Origin of the sequence: Salinimicrobium sp. TH3 (assembly GCF_026676115.1) — a bacterium.
Classification (GTDB): domain Bacteria; phylum Bacteroidota; class Bacteroidia; order Flavobacteriales; family Flavobacteriaceae; genus Salinimicrobium.
On the sequence record NZ_JAPONB010000009.1, the window covers coordinates 75,502 to 101,117 of the forward strand.

Consider the following 25,616-nt stretch of genomic DNA (forward strand, 5'->3'; position numbering starts at 1 on the left):
TTTTTAGGAGAAGTTTAAATTTTAGAATTATGAAGGAATTCGTTTTAATAATTGGGGGTGCTTATGGAGCCCTGGCGGTTGTTTTTGGAGCTTTTGGAGCTCATGGGTTGAAAAAATATCTGGATGTTGATCAACTTAAGAGTTTTGAGACAGGAGTGAAGTATCAAATGTATCACGCCCTATTATTGATTATGACTGGAATTATTTTTCCTTTTGTGGGATATTCCCAAAATCTCATGGGGTGGTTTCTAATCCTGGGAGTTTTCTTTTTCTCCTTTAGTATTTACGGCCTTGTCTTATCTTCAGCTAACGGTCGAAAAATGTCATTTTTAGGACCTGTTACACCTTTGGGCGGATTACTGCTGGTGATGGGGTGGATCTTGTTCACTGTGAATGCTGCCGCGTAGCATTTAATATAATTCACTGTAGTTTTTTGATTTACAATTGGGATGAATTGCAGTTAGAGTTGTAGAACTCCACCATAGGCGTCAGCCCATTTCTCATCCTGAAATCTTTATTCTCTATTTTTTGTATAAGCTCCTTACAATCTGCAAAATACGCAAGGACCTTATTCTTCAAATTATTTATAAGGGGATCATATAAACCTAACAAGGTGAGGTTCTTTTCTGTTGGTTTTTTGATGTAATATTGAATTGCATTCATATCCATAGCAGGTCCTGCGAAACCTGAGGAGCGTACAACTCGGGTAACTCCATACAATTCGGCGTTTTTCCCTTTGGCGAGTTGTTGGAACGCTTTGTAATCTTTGTCATCTTCAAGACGAAAGAATCTATATGTTCGAATGTCATCACTGTCAAACATGATCTTGACATAATTTAATTTTTCAAAATCTAATTTTATCGACTCTCCGTTAGATTGGGTTTTGTATTTGAAGACTTTTCTTTGCACATCTCCAATAATTCCAACAAGAGAGTCTCCTGTTTTCAAGCCGGCTACGGCGGGTCGATATTGAGCCAGGCATGAGAAGCCAGTTGACAAAATAAGAGCTATCAGCAATAGGAATTTTTTGATATAAGGTCTAGTTATAACCATAATTCATTAGTATAAATTGGATTTAAATCTTTAAAATCCACTGTGGGAATTTAACAAAATAAAGAAATTGTAATGAAGTTTTTTATTAGAAATTACAACTCAGGCGTTTTAGTCGGTAAGCGTTTTCTATATCCTTCAGCAAAGATTGCAATCACCAGCAGCTGCAAAATGTGGTAAAGCATAATTGGTAGAAGGTATAAAGCATTTGCAGCACTGTTTCCGAAGATCACCTTTACCATGACCGATCCATGGACAAGAGATTTTTTGGTGCCGCAGAATTTTGCTGTGATCTCATCCTCAGTGGACAGATTCATCCAACGGGATACCACTCCCAATCCAAAATAAACTACAAAAAATAGGGCGGTAACCATAAGGGTGAGCTTTAACAGATCCACCAGCCCAACTGTGCTGAACAATTCCGAAGCAAAGGCACTGCTAAAACTGGAATAGACGATCAACACGATTACCGACTTGTCAAAAAGGCTGATTTTCTTAGAGTTTTTTCGGGCAATATTTCCTAAATACTTCTGAAGGGAAAGTCCAATTACAAGAGGTAAAATAATTTGAATTACCAGCTTTTGCACTACAGCTCCAAATTCAAATTGGGAAGAGGAAGCCATGAAAACACTCATCCACAAGGGTGTAGCTATGATCCCTATAAGCCCCGAAAGGCTGGCATTAAAAATGGCCGTAGGAAGATTACCTCTTGCCAGGGACACCATTACAATTGAAGAGCTAACTGTAGAGGGAAGACTTCCCAAAAAAAACAGGGCAAGCCAAAGGGATGAACCTGTTCCCCCTTCAAAAAATGGAATAAATGCCAGCACCAGCAGCGGGAACGCGATATAAGTAGTTAGCTGGATTAAAATATGAATCCGGTAATTATAAAATCCCGCTTTAAATTCTGCCGGGGATAGTTTTAATCCGTAGAAAAAGAAGATGAAACCTATACCTATGTCAGTAATGAATTTTAACGGCAGGACTTCCGGGCCTTCCGGAAGGAACCAGGCCAATAGGATAACAAAAAGTAAGGCAGCAATGAATCCGTTAAATTTCACTAATCTTCAATTTTGACATTATAGGTCTCGACAATGTGCAGGTGCTCTTCGGAGACAAAATCTGTTTCGGTGAACTCCTTTAGACGAACTCTTTTATTATCGTACCTCTTTATACTTTTGGCAAACCTTCTTATGTCATCTGTGGATTTGAGAATAAGTCCGGGAACTTTGACCGATTTTCCGTCACTGTCTTTGGCTACCATAGTAAAATAAGAAGAGTTACAGTGTTTTACTTCTCCCGTCTGGATATTTTCGGCTTCAACCCGAATCCCGATCTGCATGGAAGTGCTTCCCACAAAATTCACCGAGGCTTTCATGGTTACCAGTTCTCCGATCTCGATGGGTTTTAAGAAATCGACAGTATCCACACTGGCTGTAACACAGTAGACCCCCGAATGCTTTGAAGCGCAGGCAAAGGCAATCTGGTCCATTAGGGAAAGCACATAACCTCCATGCATCTTACCATTGAAGTTCGAGTGGGAGGGAAGCATAAGTTCAGAAATTGTGACCTGTGATTCGGCAACAGTTTTAAAGTCTTTGGTCATCTTATATTTTGATTCAGTAGGTTTATAAATTCTTTTATTATTTGAGGCTTAGCGCAAAAATTATGAGAAAGAAGTTGAGCTAAAATACCTTCATGCCTTAGTTTAGCTGGTTTTGTGAATCTTCCTCATTTGTGCGGGAAAGCCATTTTTGTGAAAGCTTTTGTTTTGGAGAAATACCCAGGGCTTCCAATTGGTCAATATCCTTTATAAGGTTTTGTTGACCCGTTAGTTTTTTCATAGCATCATCATAGGCTGTGGTTGTTGATTTCAATCTCTTTCCAACCGTTTCCAGCTCATCAAGCAGCAATTTGAATTTGTGGTACAATGAAGCCGCATGATTGGCGATTTCCAGCGCATTTTGCTGTTGTTTTTCATTGCTCCATAAAGTATCAATGGTCCTAAGGACCGACAATAATGTGGTGGGACTCACGAGCAGGATATTCTTTTGGAAAGCTGTATAAAAAAAGGAACTGTCGAGATTTTGGGCCAGGTACAAAGCTGGCTCAACCGGGATGAACATAAGCACAAAATCGGGCGACTCCATTTTATACAGGTCCTCATATTTCTTTGAACTCAGGTCCTGGATATGACTGTTAAGCGAGCGCAAATGATCTTTTAGGAATCGGGCCCTTTTTTCTTCGTTTTCCTCATTTACATACCTTTCATAGGCCACAAGAGAAACTTTGGAGTCAATAACCATTCTTTTTTCACCGGGTAAATGAAGGACCACATCGGGAAGCAATTTCTTTCCGTCTTCGGTTTCATGGGACTTTTGCAAAAAATATTCCCGGTCCTTAGCCAACCCCGATTTCTCCAGCACCCGCTCCAGTATTAATTCTCCCCAATTTCCCTGCGTCTTGTTTTCACCTTTAAGTGCCTTCGTGAGGTTGTTCGCTTCTTCACTTATTTTAATATTTTGCTCGTGTAAATATTCAAGCTGTTTTCCCAGCTGTGCATGGCGTTCAATAAAATCATTCGAGTTTTTCTCCACCTTATCCTCAAAAGTTTTGATCTTTTCCTGAAGCGGGGAAAGGATCTGTTCAATATTCTCTTTGTTGATGCTGGTAAATTTTTCTGATTTTTGCTCCAGGATCTTGTTAGCCAGGTTCTCAAATTCTTTGCTGAATTTCTCCTGAAGTTTTTCCAGTTCTCCTTTTTGATCTTCAAGTTTCGACTGAAGGTTTCTGTACTCCGAATTTCTTTCGGTCAACTGAGTGCTTAAAAGGTCTTTTTGGTTCCGTATTTCTTCCCGTTCCCTGCAGGCGTCAAGAAATTGCTTATTTACTGCTTCTTTTTCCTCTTTCCCCTGTTCCTTTAGCTGATGTACCTGTTCCTGAATTTGAGTTTTATATTCCTGAAATTGATGAGTTAGCTGTTCATTTCTTTCTTTCAGGACATTCTGAATGCTTTTACTTCTAAAATTGGCTACTAAATAACCTATAAAGGTTCCAAAAATGAGGATAAAGAAGGCAATTATAAGGAGGATGGGTTCAATCATGAGCAGCAGGTTTGCTCAAAGATACTATTTTCAGGTTTTTATTCTGAAGGATTTCGTGGTCCTGTCAAAAACAATCAGGTCCTGGGGGAAGATGCTTTCAAAATGCCCTTTTTGGATAAGCTGTTGCGGAGTATCCTGGACGACCTCTTTGGGTTTCATTAAAATGATCTTATCGCATAATTGCAGGGCCAGGTTGATCTCATGAGTTGCAAAAATGACGGCTTTTTGAGTGCTTAGACTTAGATCTTTTAGCAGTTTTAAAACCTGTGCTTTGTGGTACATGTCAAGATGTGAAGTGGGTTCATCCAGGATCATCAAGGGAGTATCCTGCGCCAGCGCCCGGGAAATAAGCACTTTTTGCATCTGGCCGTCACTCAGCTCATAACATTTTTTAGTCTGCAGGTCCTCGATCTTTACCAAAGCCAGGGCTTCCCTTACCTTTTTTCGATCCTCTGCTGTCAGGCTGCCAATCCAGTTGGTATAAGGTTGTCTGCCCAGGGCTACCAGTTCAGGAACGCTAAGGTTTTTTGATAGCGGCTGTTCGGTAAGGACAAGGCTTATCATCCTTGCCAGCTTTTCGGAAGAAATATTTTCCCGGTTTTCCTCCTTGATCTCAATCTTTCCCGAAAGAGCTTCCTGGACGCCACTTATAGTTCTCAAAAAGGTGGATTTTCCCACCCCGTTAATTCCTATCACTGCTACCAATTCACCTTCTTTTACAGCAATATCAATTCCTGAAGCAACTATCGTCTCCTGTTGCTTTTTCCTGTAGCCTATTGTAAGGTCTTCAGTTCTTAAGATGATATTTTTTGTTTCCGTTTCTATTTTATTAAATCTTAAAAAAGGAATTTTCTTTTCCTTACCAGGAGCCAGATCACCACAGGAGCTCCTACCAGGGAAGTTATAGCATTTATTGGTAAAGTGTGTTCACTTCCCGGTAATTGGGCAACAATATCGCATAACAACATGAGAATAGCACCTCCTAAAATGACAGCCGGGAGCAGGATTCTGTGGTCATTTACGGGTATAACCTGCCTTATCAAATGAGGCACTGCAAGTCCCACAAAAGCAATTGGACCTGCAAAAGCAGTTATACTACCCGCCAGTAAACTGGTCGATATAATTAGAAGTGCCCGGTTCCTGCTAATGTTCATACCGAGGCTTCGGGCGTATTGCTCTCCCAGTAATAGAGAGTTAAGATTTTTTATGCTGAACAAAGCTAAGGCAATACCCAAAAACCAGAAAAAACTTAAAATTCCCAGTTCATTCCAGCTTAGATCGCCAACACTTCCGTAAGACCAAAAAACATACTGCTGCAATTGTGCCGCGGGACTAAAATATGCAAGCACGCTCACAACGGCCGAAGTAAGACTGGCAAACATAAGCCCTATGATGAGGATTGCCATGGTATCTTTTAATCTTACCGATGCCAGCATTACTGCTAAAAGTACAAGTAAACTTCCAAGGCTGGAGGCAATTACAAGACCCCATTCCGAAAAGAGGATACTTGCAGCAACCCCCCCAAACATAGTTGCTCCCATTAGAACAAGCGCTACTCCCAGGCTGGCCCCGCTGCTTAACCCAAGGACGTATGGCCCCGCCAATGGATTCCTGAACATAGTTTGCATGAGCATCCCGCTCACTGCAAGACCAGAACCCGCCAAAACAGAGGTGAAGGCTTTTGGAATGCGGTATTCCATTATAATGTAGTTCCAGCTGTCATTGCCTGCTTCCGAAGAAAACAGTACCCCAAGAACTTCCCTAAATGGGATGTTTACAGAACCAAGACTTATATTTAAAAACCAGACTGCAACTGTTGCTACCAGCAGGAGGATGAATACGGTGGTATAAGTGCGGGTGGTTTGCAATTATTCCATGGGTTTATAAAATGTGGTATTGTAGTCGGGGAGCAGCTGCGGATGGAAAATCGAGATGAGGTCTTTTAAGACCAGGTCGGGCCGCATTGGAGCAAGTTCGTAAAAAACAACTCCCCCGGTTTCCCCTTTTTCACTGGCAAAAGTGTAAATATTTTGGTTCTTGAAAGCTTCAAACCGGGTATAATGCTGGGAGGCATTTCTTAGTTCTTCATAAGAGGTGAATTGTGCCGGCCCTACCCAAAAATCGGCATGAGCGGCTTCGGCCAGGACGGTTTCAAAAGATAAAGAAAGACTTCCTGTTCCTTCTGTTTGACCAAAGAGATAATTTGCATTGGCGTCTTTAATGAACAAAGCTTGCCATGAATTTCCAGCAGGCAGGTACCATTGATCTTTATACATGGCGCCGGCTACTACTGTTGGAGTTTCTTTAGCTTCTTTGGCCAGTTCCCGGGCAGCCAGATATTCCTTTTCCACCTCTTCAAAAAAGGCATTTGCAGCCTCCATTTTTCCCAGGAAAGCACCAAAGAATTTTATCCATTCCACCTTTCCAAGCGGCGAACTTTCGGTCCAGTCTGCATTAAAGACTACAGGAATTCCGCTTTTTTGGAGGGTGTTGAAGCTTTTGTTGCTGCCGTCAATGGAGAAACCAATCACCACATCGGGCTTCAGGTCGAGGAGGCTTTCGGTATTTAAGGCTTCATTTTTTCCAATCTCTTTAATTTTACCTTCAGAAATGAGTTTGCGGGTTTTTTCAGAAGAGATGTAATCCAGACCGGGGAAACCTATCAGCAATTTCTCGGCTTCTAAAATTTCGAGAGACGGGATGTGAGTGGTGGAGGTAACCACAATTTTTTCTACAGGGATTTTAATCCTTTCATCAAATTTGATGTCCTGTGGCACATCGGCACCTTCTTCTGCCAGCAGGTAACGATAAGTTCTGTCTGCATTTGGCCATGGATTTTCTACTGTGATAATCATATGATCTCCAAAATCCACAATGTTTAAGCCCGAAGCATACTTCACTTCAACCTCTTCTCCTTCACGTGTGAGGATAGGTTTTTTCTCCTCTTTATCAGACTTGCAAGCCAAAAAGGCTGCAAAAATTAAGAGGGCTATTATGTAAGAAGTTTTTCTCATTGACAGTTCAAAAGTAAGATTATTTAAAATTAATGAAGCCGGAAGCGCTGAAATGTTTATTTTCGCCTTGAAATTTTGGTTCGATTGTTTCTGAAGTAATTCAGAAGAAAAGACATCGATTAAAAGGGAATCAGGAGAATTTGAAGTTAGAAGTACGAAGTTAGATTAACGAAGTACAATGACTTAAATTCTGAAGCAGTTTTACAGAAGCAGAAATTCACTTCTAATTTCGTACTTCTTAATTCGTACTTCATATAAGCCTGAGCTGTTCCCGCAACTGTAAGCTTAGTCCCGTTATTTCGGGATGCCTTTGTACACTTCATACCACTGTTCCAACTGGGACGGGAAGGTTGACAAAAGGACGCGAGCCAGGAGACCTGCCATTTTCATTAATTAAAACCTTTGGCTTTCGGGAAAAAAGCCTGCGGATGATGAATAAAAACGTCTTCTACATTTTATTTTTCGTTCTGTTGCATTCTCATCCGGGATACAGTCAGCTGGATTCTATTAACCACCTGGACGAAGTGGTGCTAAGTGATGTTCACCTTTTTCGGAGATCTAACAGCAATACGATCCAGGTGCTGAATGATTCTGTACTGGAGCATAATTCGCCTGCCCTTACTTCCATCTTAAAATTCAACAGTCCTATCTATTTTAGGGAGAATGGCCCCGGGATGGTAGCCTCGGCTTCATTTAGAGGTACTACTGCTTCACAAACAGCTGTGATATGGAATGGCATCAACATTAATTCGCAATTTACCGGGCAGACCGATTTTAATACTATTCTTACTTCGGGCTATGAGAACATCGCAATAAGGTCTGGCGGGGGCAGTGTCCTGTATGGTAGCGGCGCAATTGGGGGAAGCGTTCATCTCAACGACCGCTTTAGGTTTAGCAATGGCTTTCAAAATAAAGTTCAAATACGTTACGGCAGTTTCGATACCTACTATGGCAATCTTGAATCTGAATATTCTAAGGAAAATTTGAGTGTACAACTAAATATATCTAAGAATGGAAGTGAAAATGATTTTCCTTACCCGGAATCGAATAAATTGAACGAAAATGGAGATTACTCCAATACAGGAATTAATGCAGCAGTTGCTTATTTGTTTAATCCTTTAAACAGCCTTAAGTTCTATACCAATTATTACGTTGGGGACAGAGGGTTTTCGGGAACCCTTACTGCACCTTCCAAAAGTAAGTACGAAGATCTTAACAGCAAAAATTTACTGGAGTGGAGGAGGTACCTGGGGAACTTTACTTCCACTTTACGCCTGGCCTATTTGGATGAAGAATATAAATATTTTGAAAACAGGAACCGGGAGGATTATAGCTATGGTAGATCAAAATCGGGCATTGTAAAATATGAACTTGAATACCGGTTACATTACGACAAAAAGTTATTCGCTCTATTGGAATACCGTAAAACCAGGGGCGAAGGGACAAATATAGAAGCAATCCAGGAAAGGAATACAGGTTCGGCAGGTCTTCTGTTTTCTCACGACCTTTACCCTTTTAGGTATGAACTAAGTACACGAACCGAATTTTCCGATCGCTATGATTCTCCCTTGCTTTTTTCGGCTGGTGCTTCTTATGCAGTTACCGAAGATTATTTGGTGAAACTGAACGTCTCGCGCAATTACAGAATTCCTACCTTAAATGACCTTTTTTGGTACGCCGGCGGAAACCTAAATCTGCGCCCGGAAAATTCCCTGCAGGCAGAGGTAGGTCAGGAAGTGAATTTTTCAAACCTGAAGCTAACCGTGACCGGATTTGTCATTGATACCGAGGATTTGCTGCGATGGGTTCCAGCTACAAATGGAATGTGGCGACCCGAAAATACGCACCAAACCCTGAATTATGGGATGGAAGCAACTGCTAATTGGAATAAGAATATTAATGGTCACCTTCTAAAGATCAATTCCACTTACTCCTTTACAAAGGCCGTCGATCAAAAAACTGAAAGGCAGCTAATTTACGTTCCGCTGCATAAAGCAACGGCCTCTGCGGGATACGGGTTTAAAAGGTTTAGCAGCTATTTTCAGTTTTTGTACAATGGGGAAGTCTTTACATCTTCAGATAATCGTTATTCGCTGGATCCTTATTATATCGCCAATGCCGGTGTAACCTATGATCTTTTCAAGAATCATCTCGAAATTGGATTTGAGGCCCAGAATATTTTCAACACTTCATATCAAAGTATGCCGTCCCGGCCAATGCCGGGGAGAGCTTATTACAGTTCATTAATTTTTAAATTTTAACCAATGCAAACCAGAAACTATTTTTACCTGATTTTTCTTCTTTTAATTCTTAATTCTTGTGAGGCCGATGATGGCAGTAATCCGGAGCCGGATAATTCGGGCACTTATTCAGAAGGTTTTTTTGTGCTTAATGAAGGTGTATTTGGACAGGGGAACTCCTCGGTATCTTTTATAGATCCTGCCAATGAAGAAGTAAGTCAAAGTATTTTTTCGGGTGTTAATGGAGTAGATCTGGGGGACACAGCTTCAGACCTGGGTTTTTATAAGGACAGGGTATTCATGGTGGTAAATGTTTCCAATAAGATCGAAATTGTGGAAGAAGGCAGCTTTTTAAAGGTGGCAACTATTGAAGGCAACCTTGAGAACCCTCGAAAAATAACCTTTTTGGATGGTATGGCTTATGTGACGAATTGGGGAGACGCTTCCAATCCTTTGGATGATTATGTGGCAGTTTTTAATGCCGAAACTTTTGAGTTTATTACTAAAATTGCCGTGGAAGAAGGCCCGGAAAATATTCTAGCTGAAGGAAACAGAATATTTGTTGCACATAAAGGAGGATGGAATTTTAATAATACCATTAGTGTGATATCAGGAAGTGATGTGGAAAAAATAATTCAAGTGGGGGAAGTACCTAATTCCTTGGCTGCAGGAAATGGGTATTTATGGGTTTCTTCTTCAGGCTTGCCTAATTATGCGGGAGAAACGGCAGGTTCTTTAAGCAAGATAGATCTTTCCACTCTTGAAGTAGTAAAGAAGTTTGAAGGTGCCAGTGCTTCCTGGCATCCGGCAAATTTGACCCTGGAGAATGATCTTGTCCATTATACTTTAGGTACAGAGGTTTACAGCTTTGCCACAGGAGAAGAAACTCTACCCTTAGAACCAGAATTTATCATGGAGGAAGCGACGAACCTGTATGGGTTTAAATTAAACAATGGAAGGATCTATGCAGCTTCTGCAAGCCCGGATTATACGGGAGATGGAAAATTATTTATATATGATGTTACAACCGGAAGCCTGGAGGAGACTTACGAAACGGGAATAAATCCAAACGGCATTTTCTTTAATTAATAATTTCTTCCGGAGAAAATATTGTTTTTTACTTTTTGAAAAAGTTCGTATAAACAAAAAATCCCGCTTCGATTAAGAGCGGGATTTTTATTTGTTATCTAAAGACTACTTAAGTATCGGAAGATTATTTTCATACATTCTTTGATAATTTGGAAGAAACATATCGCTTTCTCCAAGCATTTTTAATTCAGGACGATTCATCCTTTTTTGATTGGCACTTGCAGTCTCCTGAGCTATTCCTAAAATAGAATTTAAAGCTGCTTGTAATAAGGGTTCTGAGATATCACCAAGGGTGCCGTAGTTTGACAAATTTTCTCTGATGTCAATATCTGGAAACAACCCATCAACAAAATCTGTCTTACCATCTTTATTGGCAGATTTAAAAATAAGAGGTTGAATAACGTATTTATGATTTGGATTGACGTGTACATTACCTTCGCTGTCGGTTCTGTAAAAGTTTGGAGCATCATATAAAGTGGTGGAGGCCTGAAATTTCCCCCGAGTTGTTTTGCCAATATGAACCACATCTATATATGGTTCAAGCCCATTAATGATTAATTCACTGGCAGATGCAGAACTTCTGGTTGCAATTATATGTACTTTATTAAGTCCTAAACTGTTAGTAGTTTCTCCTGTTCTTATTTGGGAATCAAATCTTGTCAAATAATTTTCGCTTGACCAAGCATTTTGATATTTTTCATTCCAGAATTCTTTAATAAAAATCTCATTTTTATATTGTCCGGTTATCATACTTGCAAGATCTACAGCCGTTTCAACACTTCCACCTCCGTTATATCTTAAATCCAATACTAAATCTGAAACGGAAGCATTTTTAAATTCGGCAAAGACGGAATTTAATTGGCTATCAAATTCATCTGTTCCAGTAAAGCCATTGTACAAAAGATAGCCTATTTTTTTACCTTCAACTTCAAGAATATCATAGCGGAATATGGGGTTTTCTTTATATTCCGAACTGACTAAAGTAATAGTTTTCCCAGAACTGACAAATTTCCCCTCTTCGATCCGGTTAATATCTATAGAATAAGTGTCTCCTGTTAAAAGTTTCTGATAATTTTCATCATTTAATTTGATCCCATTTATCGACGTAAAAATATCTCCACGTTTTACACCTTGATCTTCCGCCGAAGTTCCGGGAAGGACATACCTTACATATCCCCAAAGGGCATTGGACCCTTCTTCAATATAAGTTAGTCCGAAATCAATTCCATTTGATTTTGAAATTCCACTGAACATCTTGATCAGTTCCTCATAATCATGATGCATAAAACTAAAATCATCAAACTCCGGCTGTAAATCTTCATATAGCACTTCCGGGGAATCATAGGAAGCTAAAAATTTATCTTTATCTAGTGTAGATGAAAAGAAATCATCAGCAAGTTCAGGAACGTCAGCCTTATAAAGATAAATTTCATTCATGCCGGAATAAATAAAGGATTCTACCTCAATTTCTTCAGGATCAATTTTTTCAATCTCCTCTACTTCTTCTACTTCTTCCTGTACATCATCCTTGGAGCAGGAGGTGAAAAATATTCCCAAAAGGAATACTGGTAAAAATAACTTCTTCATTTATAATTTATTTTGTGGTGGTTAAAACTAAGATAATAATGACTGGTTCAAAAGATAATTCTAAAATAATTGTTAAAATGTTACATTCTGTTCGAAAAGTGGCAACGGCTCTTCTGTATACATTTTTTGATAAAGCGGGTCGTACATTTCGTTTTCCCCTAATACTTTAAGTTCTTTACTATTCACATTCATTGCAGGCACCCTTCCTTCAATTATATCCAATACTGCTGCAAGTAGGGGTTCCTGGGGATCTCCAAGGATTCCAAGATTTCTAATACTCTCACTTATTTCAAAATCTGGTGTAAGTCCATTGACATAATCACTTACATTATTTGCATTGAGAGTTTTATATATCAAAGGTTGTACCGCATATGTATGCCCTGCATTTGCACCGTTTCTGCGGAAATTTGGCGAGTCATAAAGGGTAGTGGAAGCCTGGAATTTTCCTGTTGTGTTTTCGCCTACCTGTACGACTTCAATGTAAGGTTTTAAGCTGTTGATCAATAATTCACTCGCCGAAGCTGTTCTAAGGGTGGTAATAAAATAAACCTTTCCCAATCCAAGGCTATTTATCGCAGCGCCGGTCTTTATCCTGTCGTTAAAAAGGTTGATAAGACTCTCGGGTGCAGTAGTTTCCAGAAGGGTTTGATAATCTTCATTCCACTGTTCCTTACTAAAGATCTCTCCTTTAAACTGTCCTGTGATCATACTTGCCAGGTCATTGGCAGTTTCGACAGATCCACCGCCGTTATATCGCAGGTCTACGATGAGATTTTCAACTCCTTCGGCTTTAAACATACCAAACGCTTCATTAAGAGCTTCATCAAAGCTACTGGTAAAGCCGTTATACATGAGATATCCAACATTGCCTTCAGGAGTATCTAAAACTTCTGCTATATAAACAGGGTTTGAAGAATATTCTTCTTTTTGAAGCGTAACGGTTTCTCCTGTAGATGAGATCTCATCCTCATTTATTTCTGCAAGGCCTATAGAATAAGATGCAGGTTGAAGTAGTCGAAAATAATTTTCTCTTGTAAGCTGGACTCCATCAACTGTATTAAAAAGATCCCCCCTTTTTATACCGTTTTCTTCTGCTGAAGTATTTGGTAATACATACCTAACGTATCCCAGGACTTCCTCTGAAGTTTCAGAATAAGCGATGACTCCATATTGCATTCCATTGATAAGATTAATGCCATCCAAAGATTTTTCAAGCTTCCTGTAATCTTTTACCAAAAAGCTGAATTCATCATGATTGGCTACAAGACCATCGTAAAAAAGATTTTCTGGAGAGGCAAACCCTTTCAGGAATTTATCAAGTTCTGCCTGTGTGGCAAAGCGGTCATCGGCAAGATCAGGAACATCTGCTTTGTAGAGATACATGTCATTCATTGCCCTCCAGATAAAGTTTTTAATTTCGAGATCATTGGCTGGAATGAAAACATCATCAAGATCATCGTGACAACTTAGGGTAAAGAGGAGCAAAAAGAAGCTTAAGAGAAGGTTCCTGGTAGTTTTCATAGCTTTATAGACAATTAGTTGTGTCTAAATTTAGTGGGAATAATTAAAATTTTTCAAATTACTGGTAACAAATTTGTTTTGTAACCGTCGTAAAGGAAAGGGGCAGTAAAATGCTTCGACCAACCAAACCAAAATGAAACAGCATACTTTCATAAGTCTCATGAAACCGGTGCAGGACAAGATGTACAGACTTGCCTTAAGGTTACTTGTTTCCAAAGAGGCCGCCGAAGATGCAACCCAGGAGGTGATTTTAAAACTGTGGAGCCGAAAGGAGCAGTTAAGTTCTTATAATAATCTTGAAGCATTTGCCATGACGGTTACCAAAAACCATTGTCTTGACCAGCTGAAGCTAAAACAGAACAATAATCTTAGGATCGTTCACAGCAATTACGAATGTGGAGAATCATCCCTGCAACACAAGGTTGAGGTCCAGGATGATCTTAACTGGGTCCAAAAGATTATTGCAGGCTTGCCGGAACAACAAAAGATCCTTATTCAATTAAGGGAGGTTGAGCAGTATGAGTACGAGGAGATCGCCAAAATGACCCAAATGAATGAGACGGCCATACGGGTGGCATTAAGCAGAGCCCGCAAAAAAATAAAAGAAGAAATGATTAAAAGACATCGTTATGGAATCGCAAATAATTGAAAAACTACTTGGTCGCTACTTCGAAGCGGAGACCACAGTAGCCGAGGAAGACAGGTTAAAAGCCTACTTCAATTCGGGAGAAGTAGCGCCTCATTTGCAGCAGTACATTCCTGTGTTCTGTTACTTTGAGCAGGCAAAAACCGAGCACTTAAGCAAAGAGGTCTCCTTTACTCCTAAAGCCGTCAAATTTTCGGCTGCTAAAAGGAAAGTATATTCCTGGGTGGCAATAGCAGCTTCCATAGCGATACTTATGGGAATTGTAGTACAGCAGGAAAATCAGGTTAGTGAGTTTGGCACCTATGAAGATCCCGAACTGGCTATGCAAAAAACCCTTGAGGCTTTAGAAATGGTGTCCTTGTACATGAATTCGGGGACAGAAGACCTGGGCTACATTGAAGAATTCAATAACACTAAAGATAAAATCGTAAAATAATTAAAAATTAGAAACCATGAAAAAGTTAACCTTAGCCTTATTGGCCCTTATATTACCCTTTCTTGCAAATGCCCAGAGCTTTGACAAGTACGAGAGCATGAAAGAAGTAGATGCGGTAGTAGTAACGAGCAAGATGTTCAAGTTACTTACTAAAATTGACCTTAATGCCGATGATCCTGAAACCCAGGCGTACATTGACCTAATTGAGAATCTTCAGGAGATGAAAGTTCTCTCCACCACAAAAGAGGATATTCGTCAACAAATGGCTTTAGATGTCGCTTCCTATATTAAAAGAGGTAGCATGCAGGAACTTATGAGAGTTTCTGAAGATGGAAAAAATGTAAGGTTCTACTACAAGCCGGGTAAAAATGATGATTACGTGAGCCAGTTGTTCATGTTCATGGAAGGTGAGGAAAAGGACAAGCCAATGTCTGTTATCCTTAACATAACCGGGGAAATCAATCTTTCGCAAGTATCAAGACTGGCAAATGATTTTAAGATCCCCGGGGGGAAAGAATTGGAAAAAGTAGAAGTGAATTAAGATGAAAAAGGTACTCATAATAGTGGTGCTACTAAGCCTGGGGGTTGTTTCATGTGACAATGAAACAACCCTACAGGAATTTTATGTGGAGCACCAAAACGACAACCAGTATTTGGCCTTTGATATTCCTGCCAGCCTTTTAACAGGAGATAATTCGGCCCTTAATGCTGAACAAAAGGCCACTTTAGAGACCATTAAAAAAGTAAATATTCTCGGATTTCCCTTAAAAGAGGAGAATAAGGAAACTTATGAAACCGAAAAAGAAAGACTAACCTCAATCTTAAAAGCCGACAAGTATAAACAGCTTATGCGCTATGGTGGAGGCAATCGTAAAGCCGAGCTTTATTACCTGGGAGAGGAAGATGCTATAGATGAGTTGATCGTCTTTGGAAGTGATGACGAAAAAGGCTTCGGAATTGCACGGGTGACCGGCAATGACATGGATCCTGAAGCTATGATAAGACTCCTCAAGTCTTTTGAAAAAGGAGATCTTAATGTAGCCGGTTTACCCGATTTGGACGGCTTTCTTGATTAAAAACAAAGTATGTAAAAACAAAGAACCTCAAAAATGGCATTTTTGAGGTTCTTTGTTTTTAGATTCCGGTGTAATTCTGCGGAGTGATTTGTCGCAGCTCCTGTTTTATCTCTTCAGAAACATCCAGGTGTTTTATAAAATCAGAAATGCTTTCCCGGTTGATCTTTTCATTTGTTCGGGTGAGGCCTTTTAAAGCTTCGTAGGGATTAGGGTAACCTTCTCTCCTCAATATTGTCTGAATAGCTTCGGCCACTACTGCCCAGTTCTTTTCCAGGTCTTCATTGAGTTTAGCTTCATTCAGCAGAAGTTTGTTTAGACCTTTAAGGGTAGAAGAAAAACCTATTAAGGTGTGGCCAAATGGTACTCCAATGGTGCGTAATACTGTACTATCTGTAAGATCGCGCTGTAAACGACTCACCGGTAGCTTTGCCGAAAGGTGTTCAAAAAGGGCATTTGCAATTCCTAAATTCCCTTCACTGTTTTCAAAGTCTATAGGGTTCACTTTATGTGGCATAGCCGAAGAACCCACTTCTCCTTTTTTGATCTTTTGCTTGAAATAATCCATGGATACGTAAGACCAGATATCCTTATCCAAATCCAGGATGATAGTATTGATACGCTTTAGAGCATCAAAAAGAGAAGCCATATGGTCGTAATGCTCAATTTGGGTTGTGGGGAATGAATGATAAAGACCAAGAGAGCCTTCAACAAAATCCTTCCCAAAGCTTTTCCAGTTAACATCAGGGTAGGCCACTTTATGTGCATTGTAATTTCCTGTAGCTCCGCCAAACTTGGCTGCGTTTGGAATATCCTGAAGGAATTTCATCTGTTCTTTCAGTCTTACCACAAAAACCTTTATCTCTTTTCCAAGACGGGTAGGAGAGGCCGGCTGGCCATGAGTTCTTGCCAGCATTGGAATATCTTTCCAGTCTACCGAGAGCTGTTCCAGTTTTTCAAGCAATACCTTAAGGGCAGGGATATATACCTCTTCCATTGCTTCTTTAATACTAAGAGGCACTGCGGTATTATTTATATCCTGAGACGTAAGGCCAAAATGAATGAATTCCTTATATGAAGCGAGATCAAGAGCATCAAATTTGTCCTTTATAAAATATTCTACCGCCTTGACGTCATGGTTGGTAGTTTTTTCAATTTCTTTAATCTTCAAGGCATCCTCGCTTGAAAAATCATTATAAATCTTTCTTAGATCCTGAAATTTTGATTCTGAAATATCATTTAGCTGAGGTAGTCCGTGCTCGACCAAAGAAATAAAATATTCAATTTCTACCCGTACTCTATATTTAATAAGGGCCTGTTCACTAAAGTAATCTACCAGTTGCTGAGTTTTGGAAGAATACCTGCCATCTATGGGAGATATTGCCTGAAGAGAGGTCATGAAATGCAGTTAAAAATTAAGGGTTAAAGATACATTTTCGGGCCCAATGGTAAAAAGTATTTGTTCTTTTAGTTTCATTTGGCTTTTTCCAGCAATTCCTGCACCAGCCTTGGAACTCCTGTAGACGCATTTTCAGCAAAGACCTGGAGGTGGCGGGTTTCCTTAACAGAGGGTTTGGGATCTATGAAATATACCGGTATATCATCGGGGGCATAATAGAGGAGGCCCGCAGCAGGATAAACCTGCATTGAGGTACCAATAATCATGAGAATATCGGCTTTTTGGGTGATCTCCATCGCCGGTTCCATCATAGGAACTTCTTCTCCAAACCACACCACGTGAGGTCTCAACTGGTGGTTGTGTTCGCAAAAGTCTCCTGCGTTGAGGTCATTTTCCCAGTCAAGCACCAGGTTTTCGTTAAACGTACTGCGTACTTTTTTAAGTTCCCCATGAAGATGTATGACGTTTTTGCTGCCTGCCCGTTCGTGCAGGTCGTCAACATTTTGAGTGATAATATGCACCTCGTACTGTTCTTCGAGATCTTTAAGTGCTTCGTGGGCAGCATTTGGTTTGACTTCTTTTAGCTGCCGTCTTCTTTTGTTGTAAAAATCAAGTACCAGTTCCTGGTTGCGCTCCCAACCAATGGGAGAAGCAACTTCCATTACATCGTGACCTTCCCAGAGACCGTCTGCGTCTCTAAAGGTGCTAATTCCGCTTTCTGCACTTATTCCGGCGCCGGTGAGCACCACTACCTTTTTCATTTTTGATGGATTTTAATTTTAAAAAATAAGCAGATTTCTTCAGAAATCATAATGGTAAAGACGACTTTTATTATCTCCCAAAAAGGGTAAATTCAGGTAGGTTTTCCTAATTTCGCTGCCATGGAAGAGAACCTTCAATTATTATCCTACCTGGAATCTTTTCTTACAGATAAGAGAAAAGAGCTTTTCAAGAAGGTTATTGAGCAGCGCACCAATCATTTTACAGTTGCCACCCAGGATGTTTACCAACTTCACAACACCAGTGCAGTGATTCGCAGTTGCGACGTTTTTGGAATCCAAAATGTGCATGTAGTTGAGGAAGTGAACCTAAAAAAGATTGACAGGGAGATTGCGATGGGAGCCCAGAAATGGGTCGATATAAACCGTTATACTTCAACTGCCGATTGTATTGAGACGCTTCGGAAGAAAGAATACAAAATTGTAGCGACTTCACCTCATAAGGGAACTTTGCTTCAGGATTTCGATATTTCGAACAAGGCAGCCTTGTTCTTTGGTACCGAAACAGAAGGATTATCGGAAGAGGTAATGCAGGAGGCCGATGAGTTTCTACAGATCCCAATGGTTGGTTTCACCGAGAGCTTGAATATTTCGGTTTCTGCAGCTATTATCCTTCAGGATGTTAGCGCAAGGTTAAGGAATAGTGGGATAGACTGGAAACTTTCAGAAGAGGAACAAATTCTTAAGAGGTTAGACTGGGCTAAAAAAAATTTAAAAAATTCTGCCGAAATTATTGCCCGTTTTGAGACATCACGATAAATTTATTTACATTTAGGTCCCTATAGTTAAAGAATATGACCCTTTTTTTTTATGTCATTATTGGCATTATCACCTTTGTAGCATTCCTACATGCATGGGCAAAGAAAGAATACAACCTTAGTCGCACCGTGGTGATCAACCGGCCAAAAGCCGAAGTTTACGCCTTCATTCGACAGCTTAAAAAACAACCCTTATGGATGCCCTGGTACCTGAATGATCCCAAGGTAGTGATCAAATTTAAAGGGGAAGACGGGAAAGTTGGAGCTACTTCTTATTGGAAAGGGAAAAATAATATTGAAGGAATACAAAAGATCGTAAAAGTTAAAGAAGGGAAGGTGCTGGAAACCCAGCTATTGTTTATAAAGCCCTACAAATCCCTGTCCCTTAATTACATGGCTGTAAAAGAACTGGAGCCAGAACGCACAAAGATGGTGTGGGGAGTCAAAGGAGTCCATAAATTTCCCGCATCGGTTGTGATGCTTTTCTACGGAATGGAGCGCGCTTTAGGTGATGATTTTGAGAGGGGACTTTATAATCTAAAAAATCACCTGGAAAAGAAATAGGTTTTTCCTGAAGCTTATCTGCTACACATAAAAAAAAATGCCGAAAATTCTCATTTTCGGCACCTTAGTTTTTCAATTTTTTATCGATCCAGTTTATCTATTCAGAACCTTGTATTCTTCATAACACCCACTCATCGCATCGAGGATCTGCAGGTCATTGGCAGTATTAATAAAATCGGTTGAATAATTACAGCGCCTTAGCACTTCGTCGATATCCATCCTGTTAATTCCCAATACAGCCATTAATGTTTGCCGGTCAAATTTACTCTGCAACAGGTTCCTTATCTCGTCATCCTGCTTCATTTCCCTTAGCTTCTTCATTTGCTTTGGCTGCTGGCCAAAGATGTTGTAAAGGGCATCTGCCGGATTAAACACTGCGCCTAAGGCCCTCGAAATGGCATTTGGACTGTGTTCCCCGCCTTCATAACCCTGGTTTAAACCGGAAATGCTATAGCGGTAATTCTCGTAAATAGGAATATTCTTGGCGTCAATTTCCAGGTAGCCTGTCAATTGAATTGGGCTCACCACAACTTCTTCAAGAGCAATTCCCAGCTCAGTCATTTTCACTTTCACTTCCCCAAACTTAAGCCAGTCGTTGGTAACTCTCACCCGTATGGATTTAAAACCCAGGTAAGAAAAATACAGCGTATCATTTACTTCTGCCTTAATTTCAAAATTTCCTTCTTCTCCCGAAACTGCACCAATTACCTGATTAAGATTGACAATGTGGGCATTTTCTATGGGCAGGTCATTTGCCGCATTAAGAACCTTCCCTGTCACCACAGTTGATTCCTGGCTAAAAGCCAGGAAGCTAAAAAGCAAAAACAGGGGAAATAAAAATTTCTTCATGTTGTGATCTAAACTACTCACATACTTAGGGAAAACTGTACCAAAAATGTCTTAAAGGATTACTTTTTTGATCTTCTTCTTTTAATAGAACTTTCAATGCTGCTGCTGCGGCCACCGCTCTTCTTTCCCTCGCGTCCGCCGGTTCCTGAGTCAGATGATCTTCTTTTCCCGGTTGAAGGAGAACTTGAAGATCTTCTACGACCTTTATCTGCTCCTTTTGAGGATTTGTCAAAGCTGCGTTCGCCTTTATCTCTTCCTTTGTAACCACCACCGCCTTTGCGACCACCACCGCCACCGCTACGTTCCTTACCGGCGCTCTTTTTGGTGATCTCCACATTAATGTGACGTCCATTATGTTTAAAGTCCTGGAAAATTCTAATTACTTCCTCAGCTTTTGAACTGTCAACATTAAAAAAGGAGAAGCTGTCTTTTACTTCTACACGATTCACATCATCTCTTCCAAGATCCAAAGTAGCCTTAAGGAAATCCTTCAGACTCATCCAATCGAAATCGTCTTTTGCTCCAACGTTTATAAAGAACCTGGTGCTGTCACCTTCGTCCTCATAAACTTCCGTAGAACCTTTTGCATTAAGATCCTGTGCGTTGTTGTAGTAATTAAAGAATCTGGTGAATTCTACCGAAAAGAATTTTTTAAGAAGTTCTTCTTTTGTAAGGCCTTCAAAAAGTTCGGCTATACTAGGTAAATATTTATCGATCTCGTGGTTGATCTCGGTCTTGCTAATTTCATTAGCAAGATGAAAAAGTTGTACTTCACAGATCTCCCTACCATCAGGGATTTCTTTTCTTTCGAAGGACTGACCAATAATTCGCTCTATACCTTTGATCTTTCTTGCTTCACTTTTGGAAACAATGACCATAGAAACTCCGCTTTTTCCGGCTCTTCCGGTACGGCCACTACGGTGAGTATAAGTTTCAATTTCATCGGGAAGCTGGTAGTTGATCACGTGAGTGATATCATCAACATCAATTCCGCGGGCAGCAACATCTGTAGCTACCAGCATCTGGATTTGTCTTCCCCTAAAGCTTTTCATTACCAGGTCACGTTGGTTCTGGCTAAGGTCACCGTGGAGTGCTGCAGCGTTGTATCCATCTTCGATCAACTGCTCCGCCACTTTTTGGGTGTCGCGTTTGGTACGACAAAAGATCACAGAGAAAATATCTGGATTGGCATCTGCCAGTCTCTTTAATGCCGCATAACGGTCACGGGCATTAACGACAAAGTATTCGTGAGAAACATTTGATGTCCCCATGTTCTTGGTACCCACAGTGATCTCAACGGGAGTACGCATAAATTTTTTGGCAATAGTAGAAACCTCCTTTGGCATAGTAGCCGAAAATAACCAGGTGCTCTTTTCTCTTGGGGTGTGAGAAAGGATTTCGGTAATGTCTTCATAGAATCCCATGTTCAGCATTTCATCTGCCTCATCAAGGATACAATACTCGATCGCCGAAATATCTACCAGTTTTCTATTCACCATGTCCTGCATACGACCCGGGGTCGCAACAATGATCTGTGCTCCTTTTTTGATCAGGGAAGCCTGGTCTGTAATACTGGCACCACCGTAGATCGCTACGGTATTAAGGCCCTTGGAATATTTTGAGTAATTCTTTAATTCGTTGGTAATCTGTAAACACAACTCGCGGGTTGGAGAAAGAATAAGGCCCTGTGTCTTTCTGTTGTTTACATCAATCTTTTGGATAAGCGGAAATCCAAATGCTGCGGTTTTTCCGGTTCCTGTTTGTGCAAGGGCTACCATATCTGTATCCTCCTGCAATAAAATTGGGATTGCTTTTTCCTGTACTTCACTTGGGCTTTCAAAACCCATGTCTTTAATTGCCTGTAACAAGGCGTCATTCAATCCTAATAATTCAAATTTATTCATACATATCTAATAAGTTGCAAAGGTAAGGATTAGTTAGCAGCTTATTACATTTAAATTTGTTCGCCTTTAGAGGTCATAAAGTCAATAAGTTCGCGGGTTGCACGTGCGCGATGACTAATTTGCGATTTTTCTTCCAGGCTCATTTCGGCAAATGTGACCTGTTTTCCTTCGGCTTGAAAGACAGGATCATAGCCAAAACCCTGTAGTCCCTTCCTCTCAAAAATGATACTTCCGGAACAAATTCCGGTGAAGGTGTGGAGCTTTCCTTTTAGATGAAGTGCAATTACTGTTTTAAAACGTGCACTGCGATCTTCTTTTCCTTCCAATTCCTTCAATAGCTTGTCAATATTGGCCTCGCTGCTTTTTTCTTCCCCTGCATACCTGGCCGAATATACCCCGGGAGCACCGTTCAAGGCATTAACCTCCAGGCCGGTATCATCGGCAAAACAATCGTAACCGTAATTTTTTTTCACATATTCGGCCTTTTGAACGGCATTGCCTTCAATTGTGGGTGCAGTTTCAGGGATGTCTTCGGTACAGCCGATCTCCTCCAGCGAAAGCAACTTTATTTCCTTCGGAAGCAAAGCCTGCACTTCTTTCAATTTGTTTTTATTATTGGTAGCGAATACTAATTTCATGAGAATTTATTTGTGATGGTAAGGTTCATTCCGAAGGATGGTAAAAGCCCTGTAAAGCTGCTCCACAAAGAATAACCTAACCATTTGGTGTGAAAATGTCATTTTTGAGAGGGATAATTTCCCATTGGCCCGCGAGTAGACTTCTTCTGAAAAGCCATACGGGCCGCCAATGATAAAGATAAGTTGCTTCATCCCACTGTTTAACCGCTTTTGAATATATTCCGAAAAACCTTCAGAGGAAAACTGCTTTCCGTTCTCATCCAGCAGCACTACAAAGTCTGAAGGAGAAAGCTTATCCAGGATCTGCTTTCCTTCCGCAGTTTTTTGCTGGTCAAGAGAAAGGTTTTTTGTCTTTTTAAGATCGGGGATGACCTCAAGTTCAAATTTGTTATAATGTCCAAGCCTGTTGACGTAGGTGTCGATGAGGTTTTGTAGGGCGGCATCATCGGTTTTCCCTATTGTCAGCAATTTTATGGTCATGATAAGATTTAAGTGTTTACTTTGTAACTTTAGCAAAAATAGGCACTGCAATGATTTCTAAAGAACAATTTGAAAAGGAAATTGAAATAATAATTGAAAATGCGTTAAGAGAAGACATAGGAGATGGAGACCACAGCTCCCTTGCTTGCATTCCAGGAACCGCCCGGGGTAAGGCTAAACTTTTGGTGAAAGATGCAGGTATTCTTGCAGGAGTCGATTTTGCACGAAGAGTTTTTGAAAAAGTGGATCCCGAAATGAAGATGGACGTCCAGATCCAGGACGGCAGCCGCATTAAACCAAGAGATATTGTATTTTATGTGGAAGGGTCTTCACAGTCGATCCTCAAAGCCGAAAGACTGGTGTTAAACGCTATGCAGAGAATGAGTGCCATAGCCACTAAAACCCGGACTTTTGCCGAAAAACTTGAGGGCACCGGCACCAGGATCCTCGATACCAGGAAAACCACTCCCGGTATTCGTGCGCTGGAGAAATGGGCCGTAAAGATTGGAGGAGGAGAAAATCATCGTTTCGCACTATACGATATGATCATGCTTAAGGACAATCACATTGACTTTGCAGGAGGCATAGAAAAAGCAATAGCCAAAACTCATAAATATCTTGCCGATCATAAACTGAATCTAAAGATCATCGTGGAGGCCAGGAATATTCATGAAATTAAACAGATCCTGGATGCTGGTGGTGTAGACCGAATTTTACTGGATAACTTTAACTATGATGAAACCCGTGAAGCTGTGGAGTTGATCGACAAACGTTGTGAAACCGAATCCAGTGGGGGCATAACCCTGGAAACTGCCAGGAAGTATGCCGAATGCGGTGTCGATTTTATCTCCAGTGGTGCGCTAACACATTCAGTTTACAACCTGGACCTTAGTTTAAAGGCCTTGTAGTACATGAGCAACGGCGAGAAAACAACTACAAGGAAAAAGGAAGGTTTCACCTACTGGTGGACAAGCCGGGCAAAAAATATTATCCTGCCCGGGTTTGAAGGACTTTCCCTTTATGATTTGTATATTATTTTTTACGCCGGGTTGGTTAAAGGGACGTTTTCGGCAAGAGCAAGTGCCATTTCTTTCAGCTTTTTCATGGCTCTCTTTCCTTTTTTGCTATTTATTCTTAACCTCATTCCCTTTATAAATTTTATTGACGATTTCCAGCTGGAATTTTTGGCTTTTATTGACTCTTTGCTTCCGCCGGAAACCAGCGAATTCTTCAATGACATTTTTTATGATATCGCAGCACGCAAAAGGGGAGGTCTTCTTTCTATAGTTTTTTTGCTGTCCATTTTTCTTATGGCAAATGGCGTAAATGCGGTGTTTACGGGTTTTGAGTTCTCATATCATACCAAAAAAAACCGCTCAATAATCAGGCAATACATTATAGCTGTGGGGGTTTCTTTAATTCTGGCCCTCTTATTGCTGATAACAGTAGTAGTATGGGTATATCTCACTTATTTAACCGAAGATCTTAAAATGCTTCAGGTTGTGAATGATGCGGTGATGTGGGCAAATTTGGGGAGGTATATCATTTTTACAATAATGATCTATTTGGCCGTAGCAACCTTATATTATTTCGGAACCAAAGAGAGCCGGTTAAGTCGGTTCTTTTCAATAGGAGCTTTCTTTTGTACTATCTTTATTTTATTGAATACTTATTTATTTGGGCTGTATATTGAAAACTTTTCTGCTTATAACGAATTGTATGGTTCAATTGGGGCATTATTGATCTTAATGTTCTATATATGGATTAATTCTAATATATTGTTGCTCGGTTTTGAACTCAATGCTTCCTTCATGAAGCTTAAAAGAAAATGAAAATATTATTTAATTTAAAAACTCAAATTATGAAGAACCTGCTTTTATTATTAATGGCTGTTGTGGTTTCCTCTACAGCGGTAGCGCAGAAAAAAGTTGGAGGAGTAACTCTTCCTGCAACTCAAACGTTTCAAAATCACAACCTGCAGCTCAATGGGGCAGGAGTGAGAGAGAAACTATGGATTGACCTCTATGCTGCCGGACTTTACCTGGATCAAAAGAATCAAAACGCCCAGGAGATACTTAATGCAGATAAACCTATGGCTATAAAACTTCATATTGTTTCTAAATTGATCACCAGTGATAAAATGGTAGAGGCAGTGACCGAAGGTTTTGAGAATTCCACTAATGGAAATACTGCACCAATACAGGATGAAATCAACCAGCTTTTAGGCTTTTTTAGAGAAGACATTCAAAAAAATGACATTTTTGATTTGGTTTACCTTCCAAATAAAGGAGTTGTGGCATTTAAGAACGGGAAAGAACGTGGCGTGGTGACTGGAAAGGACTTCAAAAAAGCTCTTTTTGGCATCTGGTTGTCCAACAGGCCTGCAGATGATGGTCTAAGAGATGATCTCTTGGCTCCTAACTAATATTTGTACTACAAACTTTAATAAACCATTCTTCTGGAATGGTTTATTTTTTTGTCCTAA

At 40.2% G+C, this 25,616-nt stretch carries 27 protein-coding genes and 1 riboswitch; of the genes, 12 read left to right on the top strand and 15 right to left on the bottom strand.

Translation table 11 applies throughout. From position 1 onward, the window contains the following. Positions 1-29: 29 nt before the first annotated feature. Positions 30-407, top strand: coding sequence for a DUF423 domain-containing protein (locus OU683_RS13465; protein WP_268139178.1), 378 nt, complete (start codon positions 30-32; stop codon positions 405-407). A gap of 31 nt (positions 408-438) precedes the next feature. Here the strand turns inward: OU683_RS13465 and OU683_RS13470 are convergent, their stop codons facing one another. The 7 genes from OU683_RS13470 to OU683_RS13500 all read right to left on the bottom strand — a co-directional run bounded on the left by OU683_RS13470 (position 439) and on the right by OU683_RS13500 (position 7,168). After that, on the bottom strand, positions 439-1,017 hold the full coding sequence (locus tag OU683_RS13470; protein ID WP_268139180.1) for a hypothetical protein: 579 nt from the start codon (positions 1,015-1,017) through the stop codon (positions 439-441). A gap of 128 nt (positions 1,018-1,145) precedes the next feature. Next, positions 1,146-2,111 (bottom strand): bile acid:sodium symporter family protein, encoded by a 966-nt coding sequence (locus OU683_RS13475; protein ID WP_268139182.1) that lies wholly within the window; start codon positions 2,109-2,111, stop codon positions 1,146-1,148. Then, a complete protein-coding gene (locus OU683_RS13480; RefSeq protein ID WP_228913500.1) occupies positions 2,111-2,656 on the bottom strand; it encodes an acyl-CoA thioesterase in 546 nt (181 codons plus the stop codon). Before OU683_RS13480 ends, OU683_RS13475 begins: the two co-directional genes overlap by 1 nt. A gap of 97 nt (positions 2,657-2,753) precedes the next feature. Then, complete coding sequence (locus OU683_RS13485; RefSeq protein WP_268139184.1) at positions 2,754-4,154, bottom strand: DNA recombination protein RmuC; 1,401 nt, start codon at positions 4,152-4,154, stop codon at positions 2,754-2,756. 30 nt (positions 4,155-4,184) lie between these two features. Continuing rightward, complete coding sequence (locus tag OU683_RS13490; protein ID WP_326493557.1) at positions 4,185-5,027, bottom strand: ABC transporter ATP-binding protein; 843 nt, start codon at positions 5,025-5,027, stop codon at positions 4,185-4,187. Further along, positions 4,991-6,022, bottom strand: a complete 1,032-nt coding sequence (locus OU683_RS13495) for a FecCD family ABC transporter permease (protein WP_268139186.1) — start codon at positions 6,020-6,022, stop codon at positions 4,991-4,993. The genes OU683_RS13490 and OU683_RS13495 overlap by 37 nt, the downstream gene beginning before the upstream one ends. Further along, positions 6,023-7,168 (bottom strand): ABC transporter substrate-binding protein, encoded by a 1,146-nt coding sequence (locus OU683_RS13500; protein WP_268139188.1) that lies wholly within the window; start codon positions 7,166-7,168, stop codon positions 6,023-6,025. It abuts the gene before it with no gap. 59 nt (positions 7,169-7,227) lie between these two features. Further along, positions 7,228-7,567, top strand: a riboswitch (cobalamin riboswitch). A gap of 29 nt (positions 7,568-7,596) precedes the next feature. Here OU683_RS13500 and OU683_RS13505 point away from each other — a divergent pair. Together OU683_RS13505 and OU683_RS13510 are read left to right on the top strand one after the other, a co-directional pair. Beyond that, complete coding sequence (locus OU683_RS13505) at positions 7,597-9,429, top strand: TonB-dependent receptor plug domain-containing protein (RefSeq protein ID WP_268139190.1); 1,833 nt, start codon at positions 7,597-7,599, stop codon at positions 9,427-9,429. Between the two features lie 3 nt (positions 9,430-9,432). Further along, on the top strand, positions 9,433-10,497 hold the full coding sequence (locus OU683_RS13510) for a YncE family protein (protein ID WP_268139192.1): 1,065 nt from the start codon (positions 9,433-9,435) through the stop codon (positions 10,495-10,497). A gap of 105 nt (positions 10,498-10,602) precedes the next feature. Here OU683_RS13510 and OU683_RS13515 read toward each other — a convergent pair whose 3' ends face one another. Beyond that, on the bottom strand, positions 10,603-12,084 hold the full coding sequence (locus OU683_RS13515) for a GFO_1087 family putative carboxy terminal peptidase (protein ID WP_268139194.1): 1,482 nt from the start codon (positions 12,082-12,084) through the stop codon (positions 10,603-10,605). Positions 12,085-12,156: 72 nt separating this feature from the next. Next, a complete protein-coding gene (locus tag OU683_RS13520; RefSeq protein WP_268139196.1) occupies positions 12,157-13,605 on the bottom strand; it encodes a GFO_1087 family putative carboxy terminal peptidase in 1,449 nt (482 codons plus the stop codon). A 133-nt stretch (positions 13,606-13,738) separates the two neighbouring features. On the opposite strand from OU683_RS13520, the gene OU683_RS13525 reads away from it, so the two are divergent. The 4 genes from OU683_RS13525 to OU683_RS13540 are packed head-to-tail and all read left to right on the top strand — an operon-like array spanning position 13,739 to position 15,763. Further along, on the top strand, positions 13,739-14,254 hold the full coding sequence (locus OU683_RS13525) for a GFO_1088 family ECF-type sigma factor (protein ID WP_228913492.1): 516 nt from the start codon (positions 13,739-13,741) through the stop codon (positions 14,252-14,254). Beyond that, positions 14,235-14,687 (top strand): PG0215 family putative anti-sigma factor, encoded by a 453-nt coding sequence (locus tag OU683_RS13530; protein WP_268139198.1) that lies wholly within the window; start codon positions 14,235-14,237, stop codon positions 14,685-14,687. The genes OU683_RS13525 and OU683_RS13530 overlap by 20 nt, the downstream gene beginning before the upstream one ends. A 16-nt stretch (positions 14,688-14,703) precedes the next feature. Then, positions 14,704-15,228, top strand: coding sequence for a GFO_1090 family protein (locus OU683_RS13535; RefSeq protein ID WP_268139200.1), 525 nt, complete (start codon positions 14,704-14,706; stop codon positions 15,226-15,228). 1 nt (position 15,229) lies between these two features. Then, positions 15,230-15,763: a GFO_1091 family lipoprotein gene (locus OU683_RS13540; protein WP_268139202.1), complete on the top strand. Its 534-nt coding sequence runs from the start codon at positions 15,230-15,232 to the stop codon at positions 15,761-15,763. Positions 15,764-15,821: 58 nt separating this feature from the next. Here the strand turns inward: OU683_RS13540 and purB are convergent, their stop codons facing one another. Together purB and OU683_RS13550 are read right to left on the bottom strand one after the other, a co-directional pair. Then, a complete protein-coding gene (purB, locus tag OU683_RS13545; protein ID WP_268139204.1) occupies positions 15,822-17,159 on the bottom strand; it encodes an adenylosuccinate lyase in 1,338 nt (445 codons plus the stop codon). 74 nt (positions 17,160-17,233) lie between these two features. Next, on the bottom strand, positions 17,234-17,920 hold the full coding sequence (locus OU683_RS13550; RefSeq protein ID WP_268139206.1) for an SIR2 family NAD-dependent protein deacylase: 687 nt from the start codon (positions 17,918-17,920) through the stop codon (positions 17,234-17,236). A gap of 120 nt (positions 17,921-18,040) precedes the next feature. On the opposite strand from OU683_RS13550, the gene OU683_RS13555 reads away from it, so the two are divergent. Together OU683_RS13555 and OU683_RS13560 are read left to right on the top strand one after the other, a co-directional pair. After that, positions 18,041-18,697 (top strand): TrmH family RNA methyltransferase, encoded by a 657-nt coding sequence (locus tag OU683_RS13555; protein ID WP_268139208.1) that lies wholly within the window; start codon positions 18,041-18,043, stop codon positions 18,695-18,697. 35 nt (positions 18,698-18,732) lie between these two features. Then, a complete protein-coding gene (locus OU683_RS13560) occupies positions 18,733-19,260 on the top strand; it encodes an SRPBCC family protein (protein WP_228913485.1) in 528 nt (175 codons plus the stop codon). A 93-nt stretch (positions 19,261-19,353) separates the two neighbouring features. Here the strand turns inward: OU683_RS13560 and OU683_RS13565 are convergent, their stop codons facing one another. The 4 genes from OU683_RS13565 to rlmH are packed head-to-tail and all read right to left on the bottom strand — an operon-like array spanning position 19,354 to position 23,131. After that, positions 19,354-20,109, bottom strand: a complete 756-nt coding sequence (locus OU683_RS13565) for a carboxypeptidase-like regulatory domain-containing protein (RefSeq protein ID WP_268139210.1) — start codon at positions 20,107-20,109, stop codon at positions 19,354-19,356. 59 nt (positions 20,110-20,168) lie between these two features. After that, positions 20,169-22,013 carry a DEAD/DEAH box helicase gene (locus OU683_RS13570; RefSeq protein ID WP_268139212.1) on the bottom strand — a complete coding sequence of 615 codons (1,845 nt, stop codon included), beginning with the start codon at positions 22,011-22,013 and terminating at the stop codon, positions 20,169-20,171. 50 nt (positions 22,014-22,063) lie between these two features. Next, positions 22,064-22,651, bottom strand: coding sequence for a non-canonical purine NTP diphosphatase (locus OU683_RS13575; RefSeq protein ID WP_268139214.1), 588 nt, complete (start codon positions 22,649-22,651; stop codon positions 22,064-22,066). A 6-nt stretch (positions 22,652-22,657) separates the two neighbouring features. Further along, positions 22,658-23,131, bottom strand: a complete 474-nt coding sequence (gene rlmH / locus OU683_RS13580) for a 23S rRNA (pseudouridine(1915)-N(3))-methyltransferase RlmH (protein ID WP_268139216.1) — start codon at positions 23,129-23,131, stop codon at positions 22,658-22,660. Positions 23,132-23,181: 50 nt separating this feature from the next. On the opposite strand from rlmH, the gene nadC reads away from it, so the two are divergent. From nadC to OU683_RS13595, 3 genes are read left to right on the top strand one after another with little or no spacing between them, the layout of a single operon-like run. Continuing rightward, a complete protein-coding gene (gene nadC, locus OU683_RS13585; protein ID WP_268139218.1) occupies positions 23,182-24,039 on the top strand; it encodes a carboxylating nicotinate-nucleotide diphosphorylase in 858 nt (285 codons plus the stop codon). A gap of 3 nt (positions 24,040-24,042) precedes the next feature. After that, positions 24,043-24,963: a YihY/virulence factor BrkB family protein gene (locus tag OU683_RS13590; RefSeq protein ID WP_268139220.1), complete on the top strand. Its 921-nt coding sequence runs from the start codon at positions 24,043-24,045 to the stop codon at positions 24,961-24,963. 29 nt (positions 24,964-24,992) lie between these two features. Continuing rightward, a complete protein-coding gene (locus OU683_RS13595; protein WP_228913478.1) occupies positions 24,993-25,556 on the top strand; it encodes a chalcone isomerase family protein in 564 nt (187 codons plus the stop codon). Positions 25,557-25,616 lie beyond the last annotated feature (60 nt).

What these genes read in the sequence shown, in the direction of transcription:
- OU683_RS13550 (WP_268139206.1), bottom strand. Translation starts at nt 17,920, where the DNA reads ATGAAAAAGGTAGTGGTGCTCACCGGCGCCGGAATAAGTGCAGAAAGC.
- OU683_RS13540 (WP_268139202.1), top strand. Translation starts at nt 15,230, where the DNA reads ATGAAAAAGGTACTCATAATAGTGGTGCTACTAAGCCTGGGGGTTGTT.
- OU683_RS13570 (WP_268139212.1), bottom strand. Translation starts at nt 22,013, where the DNA reads ATGAATAAATTTGAATTATTAGGATTGAATGACGCCTTGTTACAGGCA.
- OU683_RS13590 (WP_268139220.1), top strand. Translation starts at nt 24,043, where the DNA reads ATGAGCAACGGCGAGAAAACAACTACAAGGAAAAAGGAAGGTTTCACC.
- OU683_RS13500 (WP_268139188.1), bottom strand. Translation starts at nt 7,168, where the DNA reads ATGAGAAAAACTTCTTACATAATAGCCCTCTTAATTTTTGCAGCCTTT.
- rlmH (WP_268139216.1), bottom strand. Translation starts at nt 23,131, where the DNA reads ATGACCATAAAATTGCTGACAATAGGGAAAACCGATGATGCCGCCCTA.
- OU683_RS13555 (WP_268139208.1), top strand. Translation starts at nt 18,041, where the DNA reads ATGGAAGAGAACCTTCAATTATTATCCTACCTGGAATCTTTTCTTACA.
- OU683_RS13530 (WP_268139198.1), top strand. Translation starts at nt 14,235, where the DNA reads ATGGAATCGCAAATAATTGAAAAACTACTTGGTCGCTACTTCGAAGCG.
- OU683_RS13520 (WP_268139196.1), bottom strand. Translation starts at nt 13,605, where the DNA reads ATGAAAACTACCAGGAACCTTCTCTTAAGCTTCTTTTTGCTCCTCTTT.
- OU683_RS13510 (WP_268139192.1), top strand. Translation starts at nt 9,433, where the DNA reads ATGCAAACCAGAAACTATTTTTACCTGATTTTTCTTCTTTTAATTCTT.
- OU683_RS13505 (WP_268139190.1), top strand. Translation starts at nt 7,597, where the DNA reads ATGATGAATAAAAACGTCTTCTACATTTTATTTTTCGTTCTGTTGCAT.
- OU683_RS13535 (WP_268139200.1), top strand. Translation starts at nt 14,704, where the DNA reads ATGAAAAAGTTAACCTTAGCCTTATTGGCCCTTATATTACCCTTTCTT.
- OU683_RS13480 (WP_228913500.1), bottom strand. Translation starts at nt 2,656, where the DNA reads ATGACCAAAGACTTTAAAACTGTTGCCGAATCACAGGTCACAATTTCT.
- OU683_RS13465 (WP_268139178.1), top strand. Translation starts at nt 30, where the DNA reads ATGAAGGAATTCGTTTTAATAATTGGGGGTGCTTATGGAGCCCTGGCG.
- purB (WP_268139204.1), bottom strand. Translation starts at nt 17,159, where the DNA reads ATGACCTCTCTTCAGGCAATATCTCCCATAGATGGCAGGTATTCTTCC.
- OU683_RS13595 (WP_228913478.1), top strand. Translation starts at nt 24,993, where the DNA reads ATGAAGAACCTGCTTTTATTATTAATGGCTGTTGTGGTTTCCTCTACA.
- OU683_RS13515 (WP_268139194.1), bottom strand. Translation starts at nt 12,084, where the DNA reads ATGAAGAAGTTATTTTTACCAGTATTCCTTTTGGGAATATTTTTCACC.
- OU683_RS13525 (WP_228913492.1), top strand. Translation starts at nt 13,739, where the DNA reads ATGAAACAGCATACTTTCATAAGTCTCATGAAACCGGTGCAGGACAAG.
- OU683_RS13485 (WP_268139184.1), bottom strand. Translation starts at nt 4,154, where the DNA reads ATGATTGAACCCATCCTCCTTATAATTGCCTTCTTTATCCTCATTTTT.
- nadC (WP_268139218.1), top strand. Translation starts at nt 23,182, where the DNA reads ATGATTTCTAAAGAACAATTTGAAAAGGAAATTGAAATAATAATTGAA.
- OU683_RS13565 (WP_268139210.1), bottom strand. Translation starts at nt 20,109, where the DNA reads ATGAAGAAATTTTTATTTCCCCTGTTTTTGCTTTTTAGCTTCCTGGCT.
- OU683_RS13560 (WP_228913485.1), top strand. Translation starts at nt 18,733, where the DNA reads ATGACCCTTTTTTTTTATGTCATTATTGGCATTATCACCTTTGTAGCA.
- OU683_RS13575 (WP_268139214.1), bottom strand. Translation starts at nt 22,651, where the DNA reads ATGAAATTAGTATTCGCTACCAATAATAAAAACAAATTGAAAGAAGTG.